This is a genomic window from Paracoccus liaowanqingii, assembly GCF_004683865.2.
Taxonomy (GTDB): domain Bacteria; phylum Pseudomonadota; class Alphaproteobacteria; order Rhodobacterales; family Rhodobacteraceae; genus Paracoccus; species Paracoccus liaowanqingii.
In genome coordinates this window covers 87589-102932 of the sequence record NZ_CP040760.1, presented here as the reverse complement: position 1 = coordinate 102932, position 15344 = coordinate 87589, and the positions used below count along the sequence as shown (strand labels likewise).

11 protein-coding genes and 2 pseudogenes are annotated in these 15344 nt (G+C 58.1%); 8 read left to right on the top strand and 5 right to left on the bottom strand.

The window, feature by feature from the left end; genetic code table 11:
- Positions 1-842 precede the first annotated feature (842 nt).
- Both E4191_RS23860 and E4191_RS17255 read left to right on the top strand, forming a co-directional pair.
- Positions 843-986 (top strand): hypothetical protein, encoded by a 144-nt coding sequence (locus E4191_RS23860; RefSeq protein ID WP_176562787.1) that lies wholly within the window; start codon positions 843-845, stop codon positions 984-986.
- Positions 987-1202: 216 nt separating this feature from the next.
- A complete protein-coding gene (locus tag E4191_RS17255) occupies positions 1203-2360 on the top strand; it encodes an acyltransferase family protein (protein ID WP_139615711.1) in 1158 nt (385 codons plus the stop codon).
- A gap of 174 nt (positions 2361-2534) precedes the next feature.
- Here E4191_RS17255 and E4191_RS24260 read toward each other — a convergent pair whose 3' ends face one another.
- The 4 genes and pseudogenes from E4191_RS24260 to E4191_RS17240 form a co-directional block, all read right to left on the bottom strand.
- On the bottom strand, positions 2535-2999 hold the full coding sequence (locus tag E4191_RS24260; RefSeq protein ID WP_228461804.1) for a DMT family transporter: 465 nt from the start codon (positions 2997-2999) through the stop codon (positions 2535-2537).
- Between the two features lie 36 nt (positions 3000-3035).
- Positions 3036-3434: pseudogene (locus tag E4191_RS24890) on the bottom strand (EamA family transporter); the annotation flags it as partial.
- A gap of 734 nt (positions 3435-4168) precedes the next feature.
- Positions 4169-4375, bottom strand: a complete 207-nt coding sequence (locus E4191_RS17245) for a hypothetical protein (protein ID WP_139615709.1) — start codon at positions 4373-4375, stop codon at positions 4169-4171.
- Between the two features lie 141 nt (positions 4376-4516).
- Positions 4517-6253 carry a LuxR C-terminal-related transcriptional regulator gene (locus E4191_RS17240; protein ID WP_139615708.1) on the bottom strand — a complete coding sequence of 579 codons (1737 nt, stop codon included), beginning with the start codon at positions 6251-6253 and terminating at the stop codon, positions 4517-4519.
- 218 nt (positions 6254-6471) lie between these two features.
- Here E4191_RS17240 and E4191_RS17235 point away from each other — a divergent pair, with 218 nt between their 5' ends.
- The 3 genes from E4191_RS17235 (at position 6472) to E4191_RS17225 (ending at position 11468) form a co-directional block, all read left to right on the top strand.
- Complete coding sequence (locus E4191_RS17235) at positions 6472-7809, top strand: glutamine synthetase family protein (RefSeq protein WP_139615707.1); 1338 nt, start codon at positions 6472-6474, stop codon at positions 7807-7809.
- Positions 7810-9004: 1195 nt separating this feature from the next.
- A complete protein-coding gene (locus tag E4191_RS17230; RefSeq protein ID WP_139615706.1) occupies positions 9005-10276 on the top strand; it encodes a calcium-binding protein in 1272 nt (423 codons plus the stop codon).
- Positions 10277-10730: 454 nt separating this feature from the next.
- A complete protein-coding gene (locus E4191_RS17225) occupies positions 10731-11468 on the top strand; it encodes a calcium-binding protein (protein ID WP_139615705.1) in 738 nt (245 codons plus the stop codon).
- Between the two features lie 299 nt (positions 11469-11767).
- On the opposite strand, the gene E4191_RS17220 is transcribed toward E4191_RS17225, so the two are convergent.
- Positions 11768-13552, bottom strand: a complete 1785-nt coding sequence (locus E4191_RS17220; protein WP_176562785.1) for a BTAD domain-containing putative transcriptional regulator — start codon at positions 13550-13552, stop codon at positions 11768-11770.
- Positions 13553-13900: 348 nt separating this feature from the next.
- Here E4191_RS17220 and E4191_RS17215 point away from each other — a divergent pair, with 348 nt between their 5' ends.
- The 3 genes and pseudogenes from E4191_RS17215 (at position 13901) to E4191_RS17205 (ending at position 15335) form a co-directional block, all read left to right on the top strand.
- Positions 13901-14422, top strand: coding sequence for a hypothetical protein (locus E4191_RS17215; protein ID WP_139615703.1), 522 nt, complete (start codon positions 13901-13903; stop codon positions 14420-14422).
- Between the two features lie 82 nt (positions 14423-14504).
- A pseudogene (locus tag E4191_RS17210) lies at positions 14505-14969 on the top strand (IS3 family transposase); the annotation flags it as partial.
- 75 nt (positions 14970-15044) lie between these two features.
- Positions 15045-15335: a transposase gene (locus tag E4191_RS17205; RefSeq protein WP_269436673.1), complete on the top strand. Its 291-nt coding sequence runs from the start codon at positions 15045-15047 to the stop codon at positions 15333-15335.
- Positions 15336-15344: the final 9 nt, after the last annotated feature.

The window sequence follows — 15344 nt, the reverse complement described above, 5'->3', positions numbered from 1 at the left end:
TGCTGATCGCGTATTTTAAGAGCGCCGTGATAATTTGTACTTTAAATATGGCTATTTCAAATGGATACCGCAATACTCAAGTAATACAAAGGACAATAAGGTGGCGTAATGAGCAGGTTTATAATAGTCCCATTGCCCGTTGACGCTTGTCGTTTGAGCATTCCATAACGTGTCAAGAAAAAAAATTGCAGACTAAATTCGTTTTGTATTAGGTAATAATAGAGCCGATAAAAGTGTTGTTTCCGGAATGGTCTCTGTACTTTAGCATGGTTCTATTCGATGGTTTTGGCGCTCAGTCTGATGCTTTAGGTTCAACCTGAAGTGACTCATCACGTGAAACGACGTGCCGGCCCGGTCTTTTGTTTCGGCGCGCTCATGCTCGTCCCAATACGCGCAATTCCTACTACGCTTTGGCCAATGCTACTGCGCCATCTAGCGCGGGTTACATCCGTTATATCATAGCAATGCAAAATGAAAGTACACACCGCGCAGACCCAAACCCTTGGTGCTTTTTGAGCGCAGCACTTCGCTGCAAGAAAGTGGATTGGGTCAGCTCCGCAGCCTTATCTGGTGGAACAGTGGGGCAGGGTACCTTCTTTGGGAAGCATTCTGCGTGCGTCGTTATTGTTCGGTGTGGCGTAGCAGGCACATCGCCTGGCTTTTGCCGGTGAATGGAATGACAAACGTCCTGGCGGGCAATGGCTGGACCAAGCTTCTCACGACCTATCCAGCATACGTTAATAGCGGATTGATTATACCATTTCTTTAGGGATCATAGCGATTCACGCTATATTCTTTTCTGATTGGCCCTCGGCTTGCTACACCTCTGACGGATAAGCCGAATGGAGATACCCGAAATCTGGTGTTTTTTATTTATAGCCATCCTGATTCTAGTGATGAAAACTTCAGTAGAAAAAAATTATGTCCGTGACTGGTTGCTATGGCCGGGAAAAAATAACTATTCTAAAGAGGGCGGTAATGATTGAAAGCGCTATCCTGTGGCGGCCACGGTTAAGACCGTAGTAAAACTAGTGCGGGAAATCAAAGCTACGCAGTAAGTAAGCAGATGATCTGTACAAATGAACCGTTGCTAGTCGGATATATCACCTGCGTAGGCACGACGGCGGCAGGCCCGTTCCAAAGCAGCAAGGGAATGGTATGCTGCATGCCAAAGGCAACTGGCGGGGAGAAGGCTGACGCTCATGACAAGGAGGGTTGAACTCGATTGGCTGCGCGTCCTGCTGTTCGCTCTCCTGGTCCCGTTCCATGTTGCGATCGGTTTCGTGGACTGGGGTGTCAACATTTACGGGTTCGTCAACGACCACTTGGCCGGCAACGGGATGAAATTCTTCATTTACTGGAGCCACAGTTGGAGGCTTCCGTCGTTGTTCCTGATTGCCGGGCTCGGGACCTGGTTTCTCACGGGGAAAGGCACGGGGATCCGTTTCATCGGCTTGCGCCTCCTGCGCCTGCTTACCCCTCTCGTCTTCGCCACCGCCATCCTCAATGTCTTTGGTGGTTATGCCATTGCACTAATGAACGGAGACGCGGCCGGGTTGGGCTCCTTTTGGTGGAAATGGTTGACAGAACCGGATCCACGGCAGGTTTTGCATCTGTGGTTTCTTATCAGCTTGGCGCTTTACACCCTGCTTTGCTGGCCGGCCTTCGTTTTCAGGAAGCGCCTTGCAGAAGCGGCACCACAACCGCGCTTCTTGCTTGCGACGCTGCTCATCTCATCAGCGGCAGCCGTTGTTCTGCTCAAGCCGTATGCGCCGGCCCTGACGGGCGACAACTATCAATTCGTGCTCTACCTGATTTTCTTTCTGGGGGGCTATCTGATCGGGGCAGATCATAGGCGCGTTCTTGACTGGGTCAGACGGTATGCCTGGTGGTTGCTCGGATCAGCGGTCGCCCTTTTCATCGTCAAGGCAGCGCTTCTTGCGCTTGCTCTCATAGATGACGTCGACACCGGGCTGGCTTTAGCCGCGGGAGGTTGGATTCCCCGAGGTCTTCACCCGCCGAGAACAACGGTCTTTTCCATTGTCGAAGCGGCCACGGCCTGGAGTTGGTGCCTTGCGGCCATGGGATTGGCAGGCAGGTTCCTCGTCAGCCCCGGCGGAATACTTCCCGAGCTCAATAGGGCGGTATTCCCGTTCTACGTGCTGCACTTCCCACTGACCTTGGTGGGACTTAGCGTGGCAGCAAAATATCCTGCGCCGTGGGGGGCCGAGTTCATTTTGCTGGTCATCTTTGTTTATGCAGGGACATGGGCTCTATGGCGATTGCTCGATCAACTGGGTCCCATAGCTTTCCTTGTGGGCGGAAAGCCGAGGGCGCCCGTTGCCTCCAAGCCGAACTGAATGTTGACTCCATCGAACTGCGGTTATTGGTCTGATGCGACCGTTCTGCGGCATCCGGACGGCTCAAGCTACGGCGCAGGTATAATGCTCGCCATGTCCTGCATCGCTGTACTTAGATTTCAAAAACCGTAATCACCAATGCCCTTCCAGCATAGGCAGTTTCCAAACCGACAGTTATTTTCGCCTATTTCGTCGCGAAAGAACGATCATCGCCAAAATCATCAATGCACAACCCAACGCCTCTCCTGGCGTCAGCCGTTCGTGCAGTATCAGGGCTGCCAAAAGAGCGGCGATTGCTGGCTCAATCATTGTGGCGGTCAATCCTACGGATGCACTACGGCAGCGTTGCATTCCGACCACGAAAGCGAGATACGCCCCTCCTGTCGCGGCGACCCCAATGTAGACCATTATGATTATGTCACGCCACGGTGGCAGGTGAACCAGCTTCCACTCCAAATTTTTTGTCCTCAGACCGATGATAGCCGCGAGCACCATGGCCGACGACAACAGCCCCAGCCCAGTAGTGCGTACGGGTTCAACGTGTCGCGTGATCGTGCGACTGACTAAAGCGAGCACGGCAAATGCGACGGACGCGCCGGCGAGGAGGATGATGCCGTGCGCTCCCCATCCGCGGATCATCTCTGTAGAGGCTGTGTCAGGAAGCACCAGGAGTACTCCGCCCGAGGCAGTCGAAGCTGCTAGGACGAACCGACGTTCAGGACACTTTCGTAACCATGCCGCATCTATGAGGGCAACGATTAGGACGGGCGCACATACGGTCACGGCTACCGTTACGGTCACACCTACTATACTAAATGCGGCAAAGAGGCAGATCTGAAACATCGCACCCGCTATGCCGAACACTATGAGAGCTCCAAGAGGAAACTCCTTCCAGACCGGACGGGGCGGCCGTAGCAGTGTCGCGATCATCAGCAGGCTGGCCGCCCCCAGTAGCGCCCGCACCAGGCCGGTAACCGCCGGGTCCTTGTAGCTACCGTTGGACATTAGACCGGTCGCGACGCCCACCGTGCCCCACAGACACGCCGCTAGACTTACCAGTAGGACGCCCGCCATCTGTTGCTCATCCATTTGTGCGAATAGTCGCTTGAAATTATTGCGTAGCGATGACCGCTCGCACTGGTTTTTTTGTGGTCGCGGTAGCGGTCGCCGCATCAAAGCGCTTCCAGCTATCGCTGCCCTTTTCAGGGCGTTCTTAACTCTTGTGGCCATAGCGGCGAGTTGAAGATATACATGTGCTTTGTGATGAGAGCTTAATTACCAGAATAAGAACTCCGATCGATACCAAGCGCCAGATTGCAGGCGCCTCATTCGAATTGTCCGCCAAAATTGCGGCAGGCAGAGGAGCGATCAGTAAATGAAACAGCGTGAAGCGCCACGAACGATAAAGAAATGGTATTATCAACCCGCTGATAATGTATGTTAAATGGATGGTGAGAAACTCTACCCTAACATTGTCAGGCAGGAAATTAGTTCCTCCATTACGCGGAGCATGCCAGGCGATGTGCAAGCGGCCGTCCACCGAACATAGATTCCGGGCGCAGAGCGTTACTCCAAGAAGGCACTACCCCGCCCATTCGAACGGAAAAAGCCTTTGAGGAGGAGCTATTACATCCATCTGATTTTTCCCGAGGCAAGCTCGTACCTTTCCGATGCATTGACATGTGAATGAGGAATAGGGGGCGGTCGATGCGTCTCTGTTTCGATACGGCTTTTGAACATTCCTGATTATCGAAGAAGTTGTTAGTGCGTTGACAAGCATTGGCGGACGGCGGAGTGAGTTACCTGCTTCAAAGTGCGACTTTGCGTTGTTCAGGATGCCTGCAGGTCCAGCGCTCGACCCTCCAGTCCGGATGGTTATGCTGCCAAGGGGAGATGACCGTCTGTCCGTTCAGCATGCAGGTCATAAGCGAGACCTCGCGTGCGTCAAACATGAGCGAGAAGTCCCGACAGTCGGGGCCTGTGGTCAGACAGGCAGAGATCAGCAATTCGATCATGGTTATGCCCCTTTATCATGGTCTGCGTCTCGCGCGGACGTTTCAGCCTTCCACTCAGGTGGTAGGGATAAAAGTCGGCTAATTCCGCGAACCGCACATCCATCAGGTGATAGACGCGGCTGTTCTTTTCAGCCCGTCGCGTCAGCTGCGGGGTGTAAGCTTTTCCTCCAGGGGGCGGGGCTCGGACGCGAAGGCCGTTTCGATCAGACCGAGCACTTCGCGCCAGCGGACATGGGCGACAAGTTCGCCCTCGTCGGGCCAGGCAACATAGCGCCAACCCGGATACATGGCCCCGTATTCAAGGGCGGTCTCAAATGGTGCATTGCCATCCTGCTCACCATGGATCAGCGTGACCGGGCAGGCAACCTGGCCAAGGCCTTCCGGCCAGTCCTCATGGAACAGGGCAAACTCGGCGGCGGCCGCGGCTTCGGAAAAGGATTGGCCGAAAAACATCCGCGCAGCTCCTTCGCAGAAAGCACTGGCAATTTCAGGGTCGGCAAAGGCGCGGGCGTCGGCGGGAATACGAGCAAGCGTGCCGCGGAGATAGTTTTCAAGACCATAGCGTGCGATGCAGGCCCGCAAGCCGCGGAGCATGAAAGGCAGCACTCTGGGGCTGTAGCGCGCACATGTGCGCACAAAACGGCTAACGGGGATCAGGCGGCGGTACTGAGCGTCGGTGCGGATGGGAAACCCGCAGCCGATGCCGAAGATGGCGTGTATTCGTTCAGGCACGGCCTGCGCCAGCATCAGGGCAATGCGGATGTCATCCCCAGGTGCCACGACCACCGCCGATGTGATGCGCAACCTATCCATCAAGGTGTGCAGGTCGTCGACGGCCGCCTCAAAGACATTGACCCCATGTGAAAGCGAGTCGCTGCCGCACCAGCCCGCGCGGAACGGGACCAGCACGCGAAGGCGGCGGTGGGCAAGATCAGCCAGCGCCGCGCGCGGCAAGCGCCAGAAGCCAAAAGGCGACTGCATCCAGATCACTGGCCGTCCAGCGGAGTCACCAAATCCTAGCACCTCGATACGCCGGCCATCCGGCATTCGCACGAACCGCTGGTGCGGCGCTGGAGCAGGCGGCGGACGGGCCGGCTCTGCGGCGGCGGGGACCGACTGCATCAGCAGGAGTGAAAGGCGTACCAACTCGGCCTGGGTGCCAGTGCCTGTCTTTTGCAGCACCGCATGAAGCTGCGAGCGCACGGTGCCCGGGCTACGGCCGGCGGCTGCGGCAATCCCTGCAACAGTGTCCCCCGCAGTGAGCAACCGCATCACTTCAATCTCGGCGGGGGTGAGCGCGAAGACCCGAGCCAGAAAATCGGGAACGGCGTCGGACCAGGCAAGCTCGCTGGTTACTGCCAGTACGTGCCGGCGGCTGCCGTCCACCATCTCCTTGAGGTGAATCAGTGTCGTACGGTTGGACCCTGCAAGGCGAAGCCGCAGGATGCCTTCCCGTTCGCAGCTGACCCCCGACGAGATCTCGACCAGTCGCATTGCGAAAGCATGGATGTCCGCCGCATCCAGCAGCATGTCACGGATGGAGCCACCTTGTCGCAAGCCAAACAACCGTCCGGCGGCGTCGTTGGCTGCGACGATCGTTCCGTCCTGCGCCAGCACCATCGCAGCGCCCAGGATAGACGACAGCAGGTCATTGGCCCGGCGCAGTTCGGCCGCATGCAACTGTTCAAGAACCTGCAGAACTCCTGCAACTTGATGGGCGAAGGCGGAACCTGCAAACCCTGACAGGAGAGAGCCTTCCAGGCCCGCATGCGTTGCTTGCGCATCCCAAGCTGCGATTAGTTCATTTAAACGCTCGGGACTGACCGAAGCGTCAAAAAAGTGCTCGACCAGCTCCCACGATCGAACCTTACCTGTCATATGGCCCCCAAGGGTGGGTAGTCCCGATCATGGAATTTAATCACAAATTCGTGTAGTCAGCAATAAAGGCTTTTGGCAATTGTAGGAGCGACCGGCATGCCACTCACTTGGAAAGCTCTGCAGCTGGTCCTGACTCATGCCGGGGTCGACGAGCTGGTAGAGAAGGCCTGGCGCGGGCGGGAACTGACGCATAGCCGCCTTGGCCATGGGGGGTGGTGATGACGATGTCCCCAACCGGCGCTCTCGTCGACGAGGCCCAGTCATTCTTGGATGCCAACTCCAATGTCGCTGCCGTCGACATCTCATTGGCCGATCTGCACGGCATCGGCCGCGGAAAGATGATCCGCCGGCACGAGCTGTTGGATCTGTTCTGTAATGGGCGGGGCATGCCTGCATCCCTCTTCGCGCAGGACATTGAAGGCAACGACGTCCCCGGTGCCATTGCCACGCAAAGCGACGGTGGCGGCGACAGCCTGTGCTGGCCAGTGGCGGGCACCTTGGGCCGTCAGCACAACGGGCGCGGGCTGGTGCTGCTGCAGATGTTCGACCGCGATGGCGCGCCGATCCCGCATGATCCGCGCGGCGCGATGTTGGCCCAAATCACCCGCGCCCGATACATGGGGTTTCAGCCGATGGGTGCGCTGGAGCTGGAATTCTATCTGCTGGATGCTGCAGGTGGCCCCGCACGTGCATTGCTAGGAGGTAGATGCATGTCTTCGACCAACTGCATGTCGGTCGATGAGCTCGACGAAATGTCGCCCTTCTTCGATGCCGTCTATGCTGCAGCGACCCCCTTCGATCTTTCGCTGGAATCGCTGCTTTCCGAATACGCGCCTGGTCAATTTGAACTGACCTTGCGCTATCGCGATCTGGCACGGGCGGCGGACGATATCATCCTGACCAAGCAGATCCTGCGCAGCACGGCGCGCCGCTTCGGGATGCGAGCCTGCTTTATGCCCAAGCCATTTGCGGGGCAATCCGGCTCGGGAATGCATTTGCATCTTTCGCTGACCGATCCCGTCAGGGGAATGAACCTGTTTGCCGATCAGAACGGAGCGACCTCGCTCCTGATGCTTCAGGCCATCGGCGGCGTGCGTGCCGCAATGGCTGACACGATGCTGGTGCTGGGTCCGACTTTGAACTCCTGGCGCAGACTGGGGGCAGCGATCTACTCCCCCACGTCCAACAGTTGGGGCCGCGACGACCGCAACGTGGCCTTGCGCATTCCCAATGGCAGCCCTGCCTCCCGCCATTTCGAACATCGCGTGGCGGGCGTGGACGCCAACCCCTATCTGGTCGCCGCGGTGATCTTGGGCACCGCACTTGATGGGATCGAGGCAAGCAACGAGCCCGGCCCTCAATACTCGACTGACGGTGCGCCCGCCCTGCCGCGGAGCTGGACCGAGGCAATCGAGAGCTTCGGCACTTCATGCACGATGCGCCGTATTCTGGGCGAGGATCTGCACGCCGCGTTGGCCGCGATCAAGCGGCAGGAATGTGCCCGGCTGGCTGATCATGTCAGCGATATTGAATGGCAGCTTTACGCTGATATCTGATGTCGTCCCAAGTCCTGGCCCGGCATCTGGGCGATCGAATCTGGGATTTAGGATGCCGAATTTTATGCGATACGATGTCCGACGGTGAAATCGCCTAAGCGTTGATCTGGAACGGCGCGTCGAACGCAATCACGACTTTGACCATGCTAGTGTTGCCCGCCTGACAGTGGATTCCCTGTCTGGAGTGTGTGAGCAACCGCTCAGACCATGTGCAGGGCGACGTCGCGGCATCCCGATGGGATGCATGCGTCAGGTGTGGAACACTAGCGACCTCGTCGCCATATCACATTAACTTCGCTTTGATATTTGCACAATTTTTTCTAGTGGCAGGGTAGCGGGGCGCCGACGACCTCATTGCGGAGGACATGGATATCAAAGTGAACAAGGACATGAGGGGTCGACCACCTGAATGAGGGTCGTTTTGCCCGGTCGTACTGAGCGTAGTGACAGATCCAAGCTAGACGGCCGGGTCTGAGCGTTTGGGTGTTGTCCCACGCATTTACAAAAAGGGACTTCATCTACACGTCCCTTTTAAAATGCAATTCTGTAGCAGGGCCGTGGATGCGGGAGTTTTACAACGGGCGCAGTGCTTTTTCCCCAGACTTACTTATCGCGCGTTAATCGCAAAGGGTATTTTAAGGGCAGTGATCTGGTTCGAAGAAAGCCGCACGAGCTGGAACCTCGGCAACTTGGCGGCACAAGTTGTGCCCTATGAGGCGCTAACCGAGGCTCGATACAAAATTCATCTTCCTCTTTGTCCGACTTCGTCGGTAATAATTGCCTCGGCGTCGCCAGACTGCCCGGCAGAAATATTTCGCGATCCGCAAGGCCTCGTTTGTGCTCTGCCTTCAGCGTCATCAGCTTCCACAGGCTTTTATTGTCCCTGTCGGACCCGGCATGGTCTCCGCCTCAGATCTCCAGACAGATTTTTCGAAGTGCTGCCCCGACATCCCGTAGCTGAATGCCTGAGCCGTCTGCACGAGAGGGAAAGTGCGATCAATCATTGGCCGCATTCTTAGACGGATCAAACAGGTCTGCTGCCGGACGTTGACTCCCCACAAGAAAAAGCGATTTGCTTTCGATACGGGCGGAGCACTGGGACGGTCGATGTGGGCTGAGTATTGAGTGAGCCAAGTCGGGGGGTTGTTGTCTCGGAATATTCTTGGCTGCATAAATTCCTTCAGGGAGCAGGACCATGGGCGGCGAAATCTTCATCGAAAGCGGTAGAGCAAGGTCGTTTGGCCTTCCGGTGTCGGAACACCTTTATCTGGTGTTCAGGGACAGCAATGACGAAGAATACGTGCTGCGGGCAGGACCGCCGTCACGCTTCTGGCCATTCGGCGAAATGGAGATCGAAGTGAACGTGCCAATTGCCGACTCCGCCGATGCGCGTAACGGCGAGACGCCCGAGGAGCGGTCGAGCACGCCACTTGATTTCCCAGGTATCACCGATGACCAGGCCTGGGCCATGATGGTGAAGTATGCCCGCTCGATAGACGATGCCGATTATCGCTACGATGTGCTGGAAGAGAATTCCAATGCGTTTGTTGGGGCTCTTCTTCACGCCGCGGGAGGACAAGCCGACAAGATGCTCCCCGACGGGATCCGTAGCAGCGCGGCTGTGGGGTTCTCGAGCTGGAGCAATATTGTGGAGGACGTCGCTCCACCCCGGGACTGGATATTTTGGGGGACCGGAGGTGCAGACGTAATGACGGGGCTCCAGATTGACGAGGAGTTTCGGACGGGGAGCGGGAACGACGTCGTGAATGCAGCACGTGGCGATGACATCGTCCGTGCAGGCTCGGGCAGCGATGCCCTCAATGGCCAAGGCGGCCATGATCGTCTCTTTGGTGAAAGTGGTGACGATACCTTACGCGGTGGCGACGGCTCTGACTGGTTGAACGGCGGCGCCGGCAACGACCTGCTGGATGGCGGCTCCGGGGTAGACCGTGCTGTCTTTTCGGGCCCGGTCGCGGCGCTTGTCGACCTGCGCATCACGGGTACTCAGAGTACCGGGCACGGCATGGATATGCTTCGCGGGATCGAGCATATCGTGTCAGGTTCCGGCAATGACCGGCTCATCGGTAACGGGGCCGGCAATCTGCTCGCGGCGGGAGCCGGGAACGACCAGTTGTATGGACTCGATGGCAACGACAGACTGAGTGGCGGTCGCGGGAGCGACGTGCTGCATGGCGGGGCAGGCAATGACCGCCTTATCGGTGGCGAGGGCGTTGACCAGTTCGTATTTGCAGATCTTGCAGATGGCGAATTTGATACCGTGGTTGATTTTGAGCCGGGGGTCGACCGGTTACGGTTCGCGAACATCTCGCAGTTCAGTGAGTTGCGGCTCAGCGGCGGCGCGGATGGCGGGATCAGTTTCGCGGAGGTGGAAGGAGAAACGTTCCGCGTGCGCCTGGAAGGCATCGATATGAGGGACCTGACGCAGGACGCATTCGCTTTCGTCTGACATCTGACCACAGTCCGTGGCCCTCAACTGCCAGTGCAGGGCCATGGGGCGCGAGAGCGTCTACAAGTTATTGATCGGCACGGTAGATCCCTTGCCGCATGTATCCCGAGGCATAGGCCCCGCTGCGTGTGCAAGATTTCGCTCCCCGCTCCGGCAGCACTGAACGATACGCTCAAAGGCGGGACATATATGAATCCCTTGGTGCCAGGTTTGTGGTATGATTTGCCTCGCTTGGGGAGTGCACGAGATGGTCGCGAACCGCACTGAGTCGGACTGCTGCGCAACTGGTCATGCCTACAGAGGCACGAGGGGCCATTTCCCGCCCTGCTCACGTCTTCCTCACACCTGCTCGCCACTTTCTGCCGCCCTTAGGCTATACCGGCGGCCGGGGACTTCGGGTTACCCAAGCGCCTTTTGTCATCAGCAGGGCCACTCAACGTGATGGAGCATGATCATGGCAATTCTTTTTGGAAACAGCAGCAATGACGTCTTGAGGGGGACCAGTCGAGACGATTTCATTCTCGGCTTCTCTGGCAACGACCAGATTTTCGGCTTTCTCGGAAATGACACGCTGGACGGAGGCAGGGGGAATGACCTTATTGACGCGGGCAACGGCGCCAACATTATTTATGCCGGCGACGGCAACGATCAGGTATCGGCCGGCAGCGGCAGCGACGTGATCTCGGCAGGCAGTGGTGATGACGTGGTAAGGGCCGGGGACGGTAACAACCGCATTGAACTTGGCGGAGGCAATGACCTGGCCATCTCCGGCTCGGGACGCGACATCATCTACGCCGAAGACGGCAATGACGTCATCCGTGCCGGCGGCGGAAACGACCTGCTGGGTGGCGGCAAGGGCAATGACCTGCTGTTCGGCGGCACCGGCGCCGACCGCATACTTGGCGGCGACGGAGACGACATTCTGAATGGTGGCGCAGGAAACGATACGATGACCGGCGGTGAAGGAGCGGACACATTTATCTGGAACGGCGGGACGGATAGGATCACCGACTTTGACCGTGTTGATGATGTCATCGACGTGTCTGCATATGCTCGCTTTGAGAGCTGGGCCGATATTCTCGGAGCAGCAAGGCAATTGGGCGACGACATCATCATCACGGCGGGCAGCGATGTGCTCCTGATCGAGGACATAAGGGTTGACCAGCTGAATGAGGGTCAGTTCGACTGGTAATCCCAAGTGGAGGGTCAGAGCAGGGCATGACGGCCGAGCTCGTGCCTTTGCTGTCGTCACAGGCAGCTGGAAATAACTACCTGTTGTGTTTATCGGCTAACCTGATGACCCGGTGGATTGCATCCGGCAATCACCCGTAGGGGATCGGCTTGCCCACCTCCTCGGCCACAAAATATGTCGCATCGCTGGTCACTACCGACGCATCCGTCGAGGCCGAAGATTTCTGTCATATCAATGGCCAACCAACCCCCCAAGTCGTTGAAATCAAGCTTGGCGATACTCTTGATGCAAATCAGCGTCTATGCCAGCCCAGCCTCCCGTAATCCCTCCTCGTAATGGGCAAGATCGGTGGACTGGCGAAAACGGGCGGGTCCGCGTAACCACGCAATCGGACCGCCGATTTCCTGCAAACGGGCAGGGCCAAGACGACGCTCGATTGTTGCTGTTGCTGCCCGTGCATGGGCGGCCGCTTCTACCCGCAATCCGGCGCGCGCAGCGGCGGCGGCCAGCCAAGCCCGATTGGTTGGCACCCGGTTCTGCGATTGCCGCAACCAGAACACCGCAGAATCGTAGCGACCAGCGATATAGGCCGTCTTGCCCATGAGTTCGGCAAAGAGCGGTGGATACCCTGGTTCCAGCGTCATCGCCCGTTCGACCAACGCGGCACCGGCTTCCGCCTCCCCGTGATACGCCTTTTCAAGTCCACTGAAGGCGAGAGTCTCGGGATCTCCGGGGCTCAGCATTAGGGCGCGCTCAATACAGTGGTCGGCTGTGTCGAAATCCCGCAGCGTCTGCAATAGCATGCCGTGCATCAGGTGCCCTGACGCTTGCAGGGGATCCAGTGTTATGGCCTCCCGTGCGTGTCTGAGGGCGTATTCCATCGCATTTCCTGCTTCACTTCCACTACAGGCACCGACCCCGAACCAGCCCAGTGCTAGGGCAGCGTGGGCTGCACCAAAACCCGGATCGCGCTGCACAGCCTGTGAAAAAAGCTGGAAGGCACTTTCGACGGAGCCAGGATTTCCTCTTCGTTGTTCCGCCCGCCCGCGTAAATAAAGCTCGTAGGCACTTAGGCATTCGATCGGGTGATGTCGGATCCGGGCGAGTTCTGCGGCCTCAACCTGCACCTGAACCGCCGCGACGATGCTACGGGACGCGTTCTCCTGAAACTCCGGAAGACCTTCCAGGTCGCCCCGGAACCGGTCCGCCCAAAGGCAGCGCTCGGAACCGCTTGAAAGAAGGCACACGCTGACCTCGATTGCGTTGCCTGCCTCTCGCACGGTCCCTTCAACCAGGTAACGCACCCCGAACCGGCGCCTCCAGTCGGCGAGGTCGGGTTCGCGCGTCATTGCCCAAGCTGTCGCGCGCCCCAGCACCGCCAGCGTGCGGAAGCGCGCTAGATCGATTATGATATCCTCCGCCAGCGCGGCTGATAGCACCGACAGGCTTGCCTGCTCCGAAAGGTTCTGAAAGAGCGAGACGGCGACCAAAGGTGGCGCATCAACAACGTCTTCTCCGCCGCGACCGAGAATTGAGGGGGCATCGAATGGCCGACGGCGTGTCCGACCCGCATGGTTCAAGCGAGAAGCCAAGGAGGTCAGTTCGGAACTGGGCTGAACGGCAAGATCGTGCGCCAGACGCTCCGAGAGGTTGGCAAACTGTTGCGCGACAGCCGCCCGTCGCCCTTGACCAAGCCTCAGCCGCATCAACGCTCCATGTAGTCGCTCGTCATATGGATCGAGTGCCAGATATGTAACAGCGCATTGCTCCGCTGCGCTTGCCTGGCCGCGCCAGACATAAAGACTGAACAAGGCCCAGAATGCCGAGCGCGCAAGCTGGCGCAGTCTCTCCCGTTCCGGATATAGCCAATCGTTCTGAACGTCTTCCAGCTCGCAATCTGCCAACAGGTCACCGCGATAGAGTGCGCAGGCCTGTGACAAAGCTGAAACCGTGCCCTCAGACACCAGTTGTTCGAACCGTCCGATGTCCACGGTGACTATAGCGGGATCCAGCCACACGGAGCGCCGGTCGCCTCCAATCGCATCGCCAAGGACTTTCCGCAGCCGGTGCAACTCGAATCGCAAGCTATCCTGCGCGTGGTGCTGATCCGATCGGGGCCAAAGGTTGGCCTGCAATGCGGACCTTGAATGGTGATTGCCAATGGGGCAGGCAAGCTGCGCCAGCAGCAGTATTCCCCTCCGGCCCACGGCGAGCGCACAAGGACGATCGCGCAGGGACGTCAGCCTGCACCCGCCCAATAATTGAAGGTCGAACGCCGTCATTTATTGAGGATAGCACTCTCTCGCCTTCTGAACCACGACATCGCGGGCCCCCTCACGCAATTCTAACGTCGGGCGTGAGGTTGTCTCACGCAAGGTCCACGCCACCGTTTGCATTCTGGTGCGAAGCTTCTTTATGCAGGGGTAACTGATGTGTCCATTACCAGCTTCCAGCATCACCACACGGTCGGCCTTCTCGGCGTCTTTTCAGTGGCTTTCGGCGCGACCGTGAGCGCCGCCGAGGATCTGACACCCTTCCTCCTCGAAGCCTCAGCCTTTGTGACCCAGGCAACCGAAGAAGACATTCCGGCTGTCAGCGTCCGGCGGGGGCATCAGATGGAACTTCAAGCTGCAGTGTTTGGTGAGGGGGCATCGCACCCATTTAATCATGTAGATATTGCGGCGGCGTTCGATCCGATCCGCGGCGAGATCATTATCATGGGCGATGTCGACCTGGCGTCTCCTCTTGGCCTGAGCTTTCTGGTCCATGAGTTGGTGCACAGTCAGCAGTTCGCGACCGGCCGCCAGAGCGATACGCCCTGTCCCGGATCGCTCGAGGCTGAAGCCTATGCGCTTCAGGCGCGTTTTCTGCGGTCTCGGGGATTGCCGCAAGACGCGTTGCTCTACGATATTTTGGGCATGATGCAAGCGTCCTGCAACGAGTATCTGCGTTGAGGCTGACGCATGCCCTTTACCGCCCAGGTGCACACTTCCACCTCCCGTGCCATGTTCCTTCGGCTGCTAGGCTCCAGACGGGTACATACCCATGTGCCGGGGGCTTCTTTAACTGGTGGCCATCATGGACTGGCACAGCCGCAAGGTGCTCAGCTGGCGGCTGTCGAACTCCATGGACGCGAGGTTTTGCGTGAAGGCCCTGAAGGAGGCACTGACCAAATACGGGCCGCCCGAGATCTGTAACTCTGATCAGGGTTCGCAATTCACCAGCTCTGATTTCACCGAGGTGCTGCTGGACGCCAAGTTGAAGATCTCCATGGATGGCCGCGGTCGCTGGATCGACAACCGGATGATCGAAAGGCTGTGGCGGTCCCTCAAATACGAATGCGTCTACCTGAACGCCTTCGAGACCGGGTCCGAGGCCCGCCGGGGGATCGGCGCCTGGATCAGCTACTACAACGAAAAACGTCCGCACTCTTCGCATGGGTTGCTGACGCCAGCTGAGGCCTATGATACCGCCAACCTCAACCTGAAAGCCGCCGCCTGACATGAAACCCATGCTGGAGCTTAGCGAGGCGGCAAACTGGTCGAAAACCCCGGACCACCTCTTTGCTCTACCAGCTTGGGAAGCATTTGGAGACGAAGAACCGGCCTAGCGCCGGTGCCGCATGACAGCGGGACCATGCGCGGCAGACCGGCCGTCGATGGTGGACGACGCGCCTTACGTCAGGTGCTCTATCAAGCTGCTTTCGCCGCCGAATGCCATAACCCGGTGCTAATGCCACTGGCAAAGCGCCTGAGAGCGCGCGGAAAGCCCTATAAGATTGTCATCATTGCCATTGCACGCAGGCTATTCACCATCGCAAACGCAATCGTCAAAACCGGCGAGACATGGCGGCCCCAAGCCGGCTGACAGAAACAA

Excerpts from the sequence above, each read along its gene's own strand:
- E4191_RS23860 (WP_176562787.1), top strand. The coding sequence starts at position 843 with ATGGAGATACCCGAAATCTGGTGTTTTTTATTTATAGCCATCCTGATT.
- E4191_RS17255 (WP_139615711.1), top strand. The coding sequence starts at position 1,203 with ATGACAAGGAGGGTTGAACTCGATTGGCTGCGCGTCCTGCTGTTCGCT.
- E4191_RS24260 (WP_228461804.1), bottom strand. The coding sequence starts at position 2,999 with ATGATCCGCGGATGGGGAGCGCACGGCATCATCCTCCTCGCCGGCGCG.
- E4191_RS17245 (WP_139615709.1), bottom strand. The coding sequence starts at position 4,375 with ATGATCGAATTGCTGATCTCTGCCTGTCTGACCACAGGCCCCGACTGT.
- E4191_RS17240 (WP_139615708.1), bottom strand. The coding sequence starts at position 6,253 with ATGACAGGTAAGGTTCGATCGTGGGAGCTGGTCGAGCACTTTTTTGAC.
- E4191_RS17235 (WP_139615707.1), top strand. The coding sequence starts at position 6,472 with ATGACGATGTCCCCAACCGGCGCTCTCGTCGACGAGGCCCAGTCATTC.
- E4191_RS17230 (WP_139615706.1), top strand. The coding sequence starts at position 9,005 with ATGGGCGGCGAAATCTTCATCGAAAGCGGTAGAGCAAGGTCGTTTGGC.
- E4191_RS17225 (WP_139615705.1), top strand. The coding sequence starts at position 10,731 with ATGGCAATTCTTTTTGGAAACAGCAGCAATGACGTCTTGAGGGGGACC.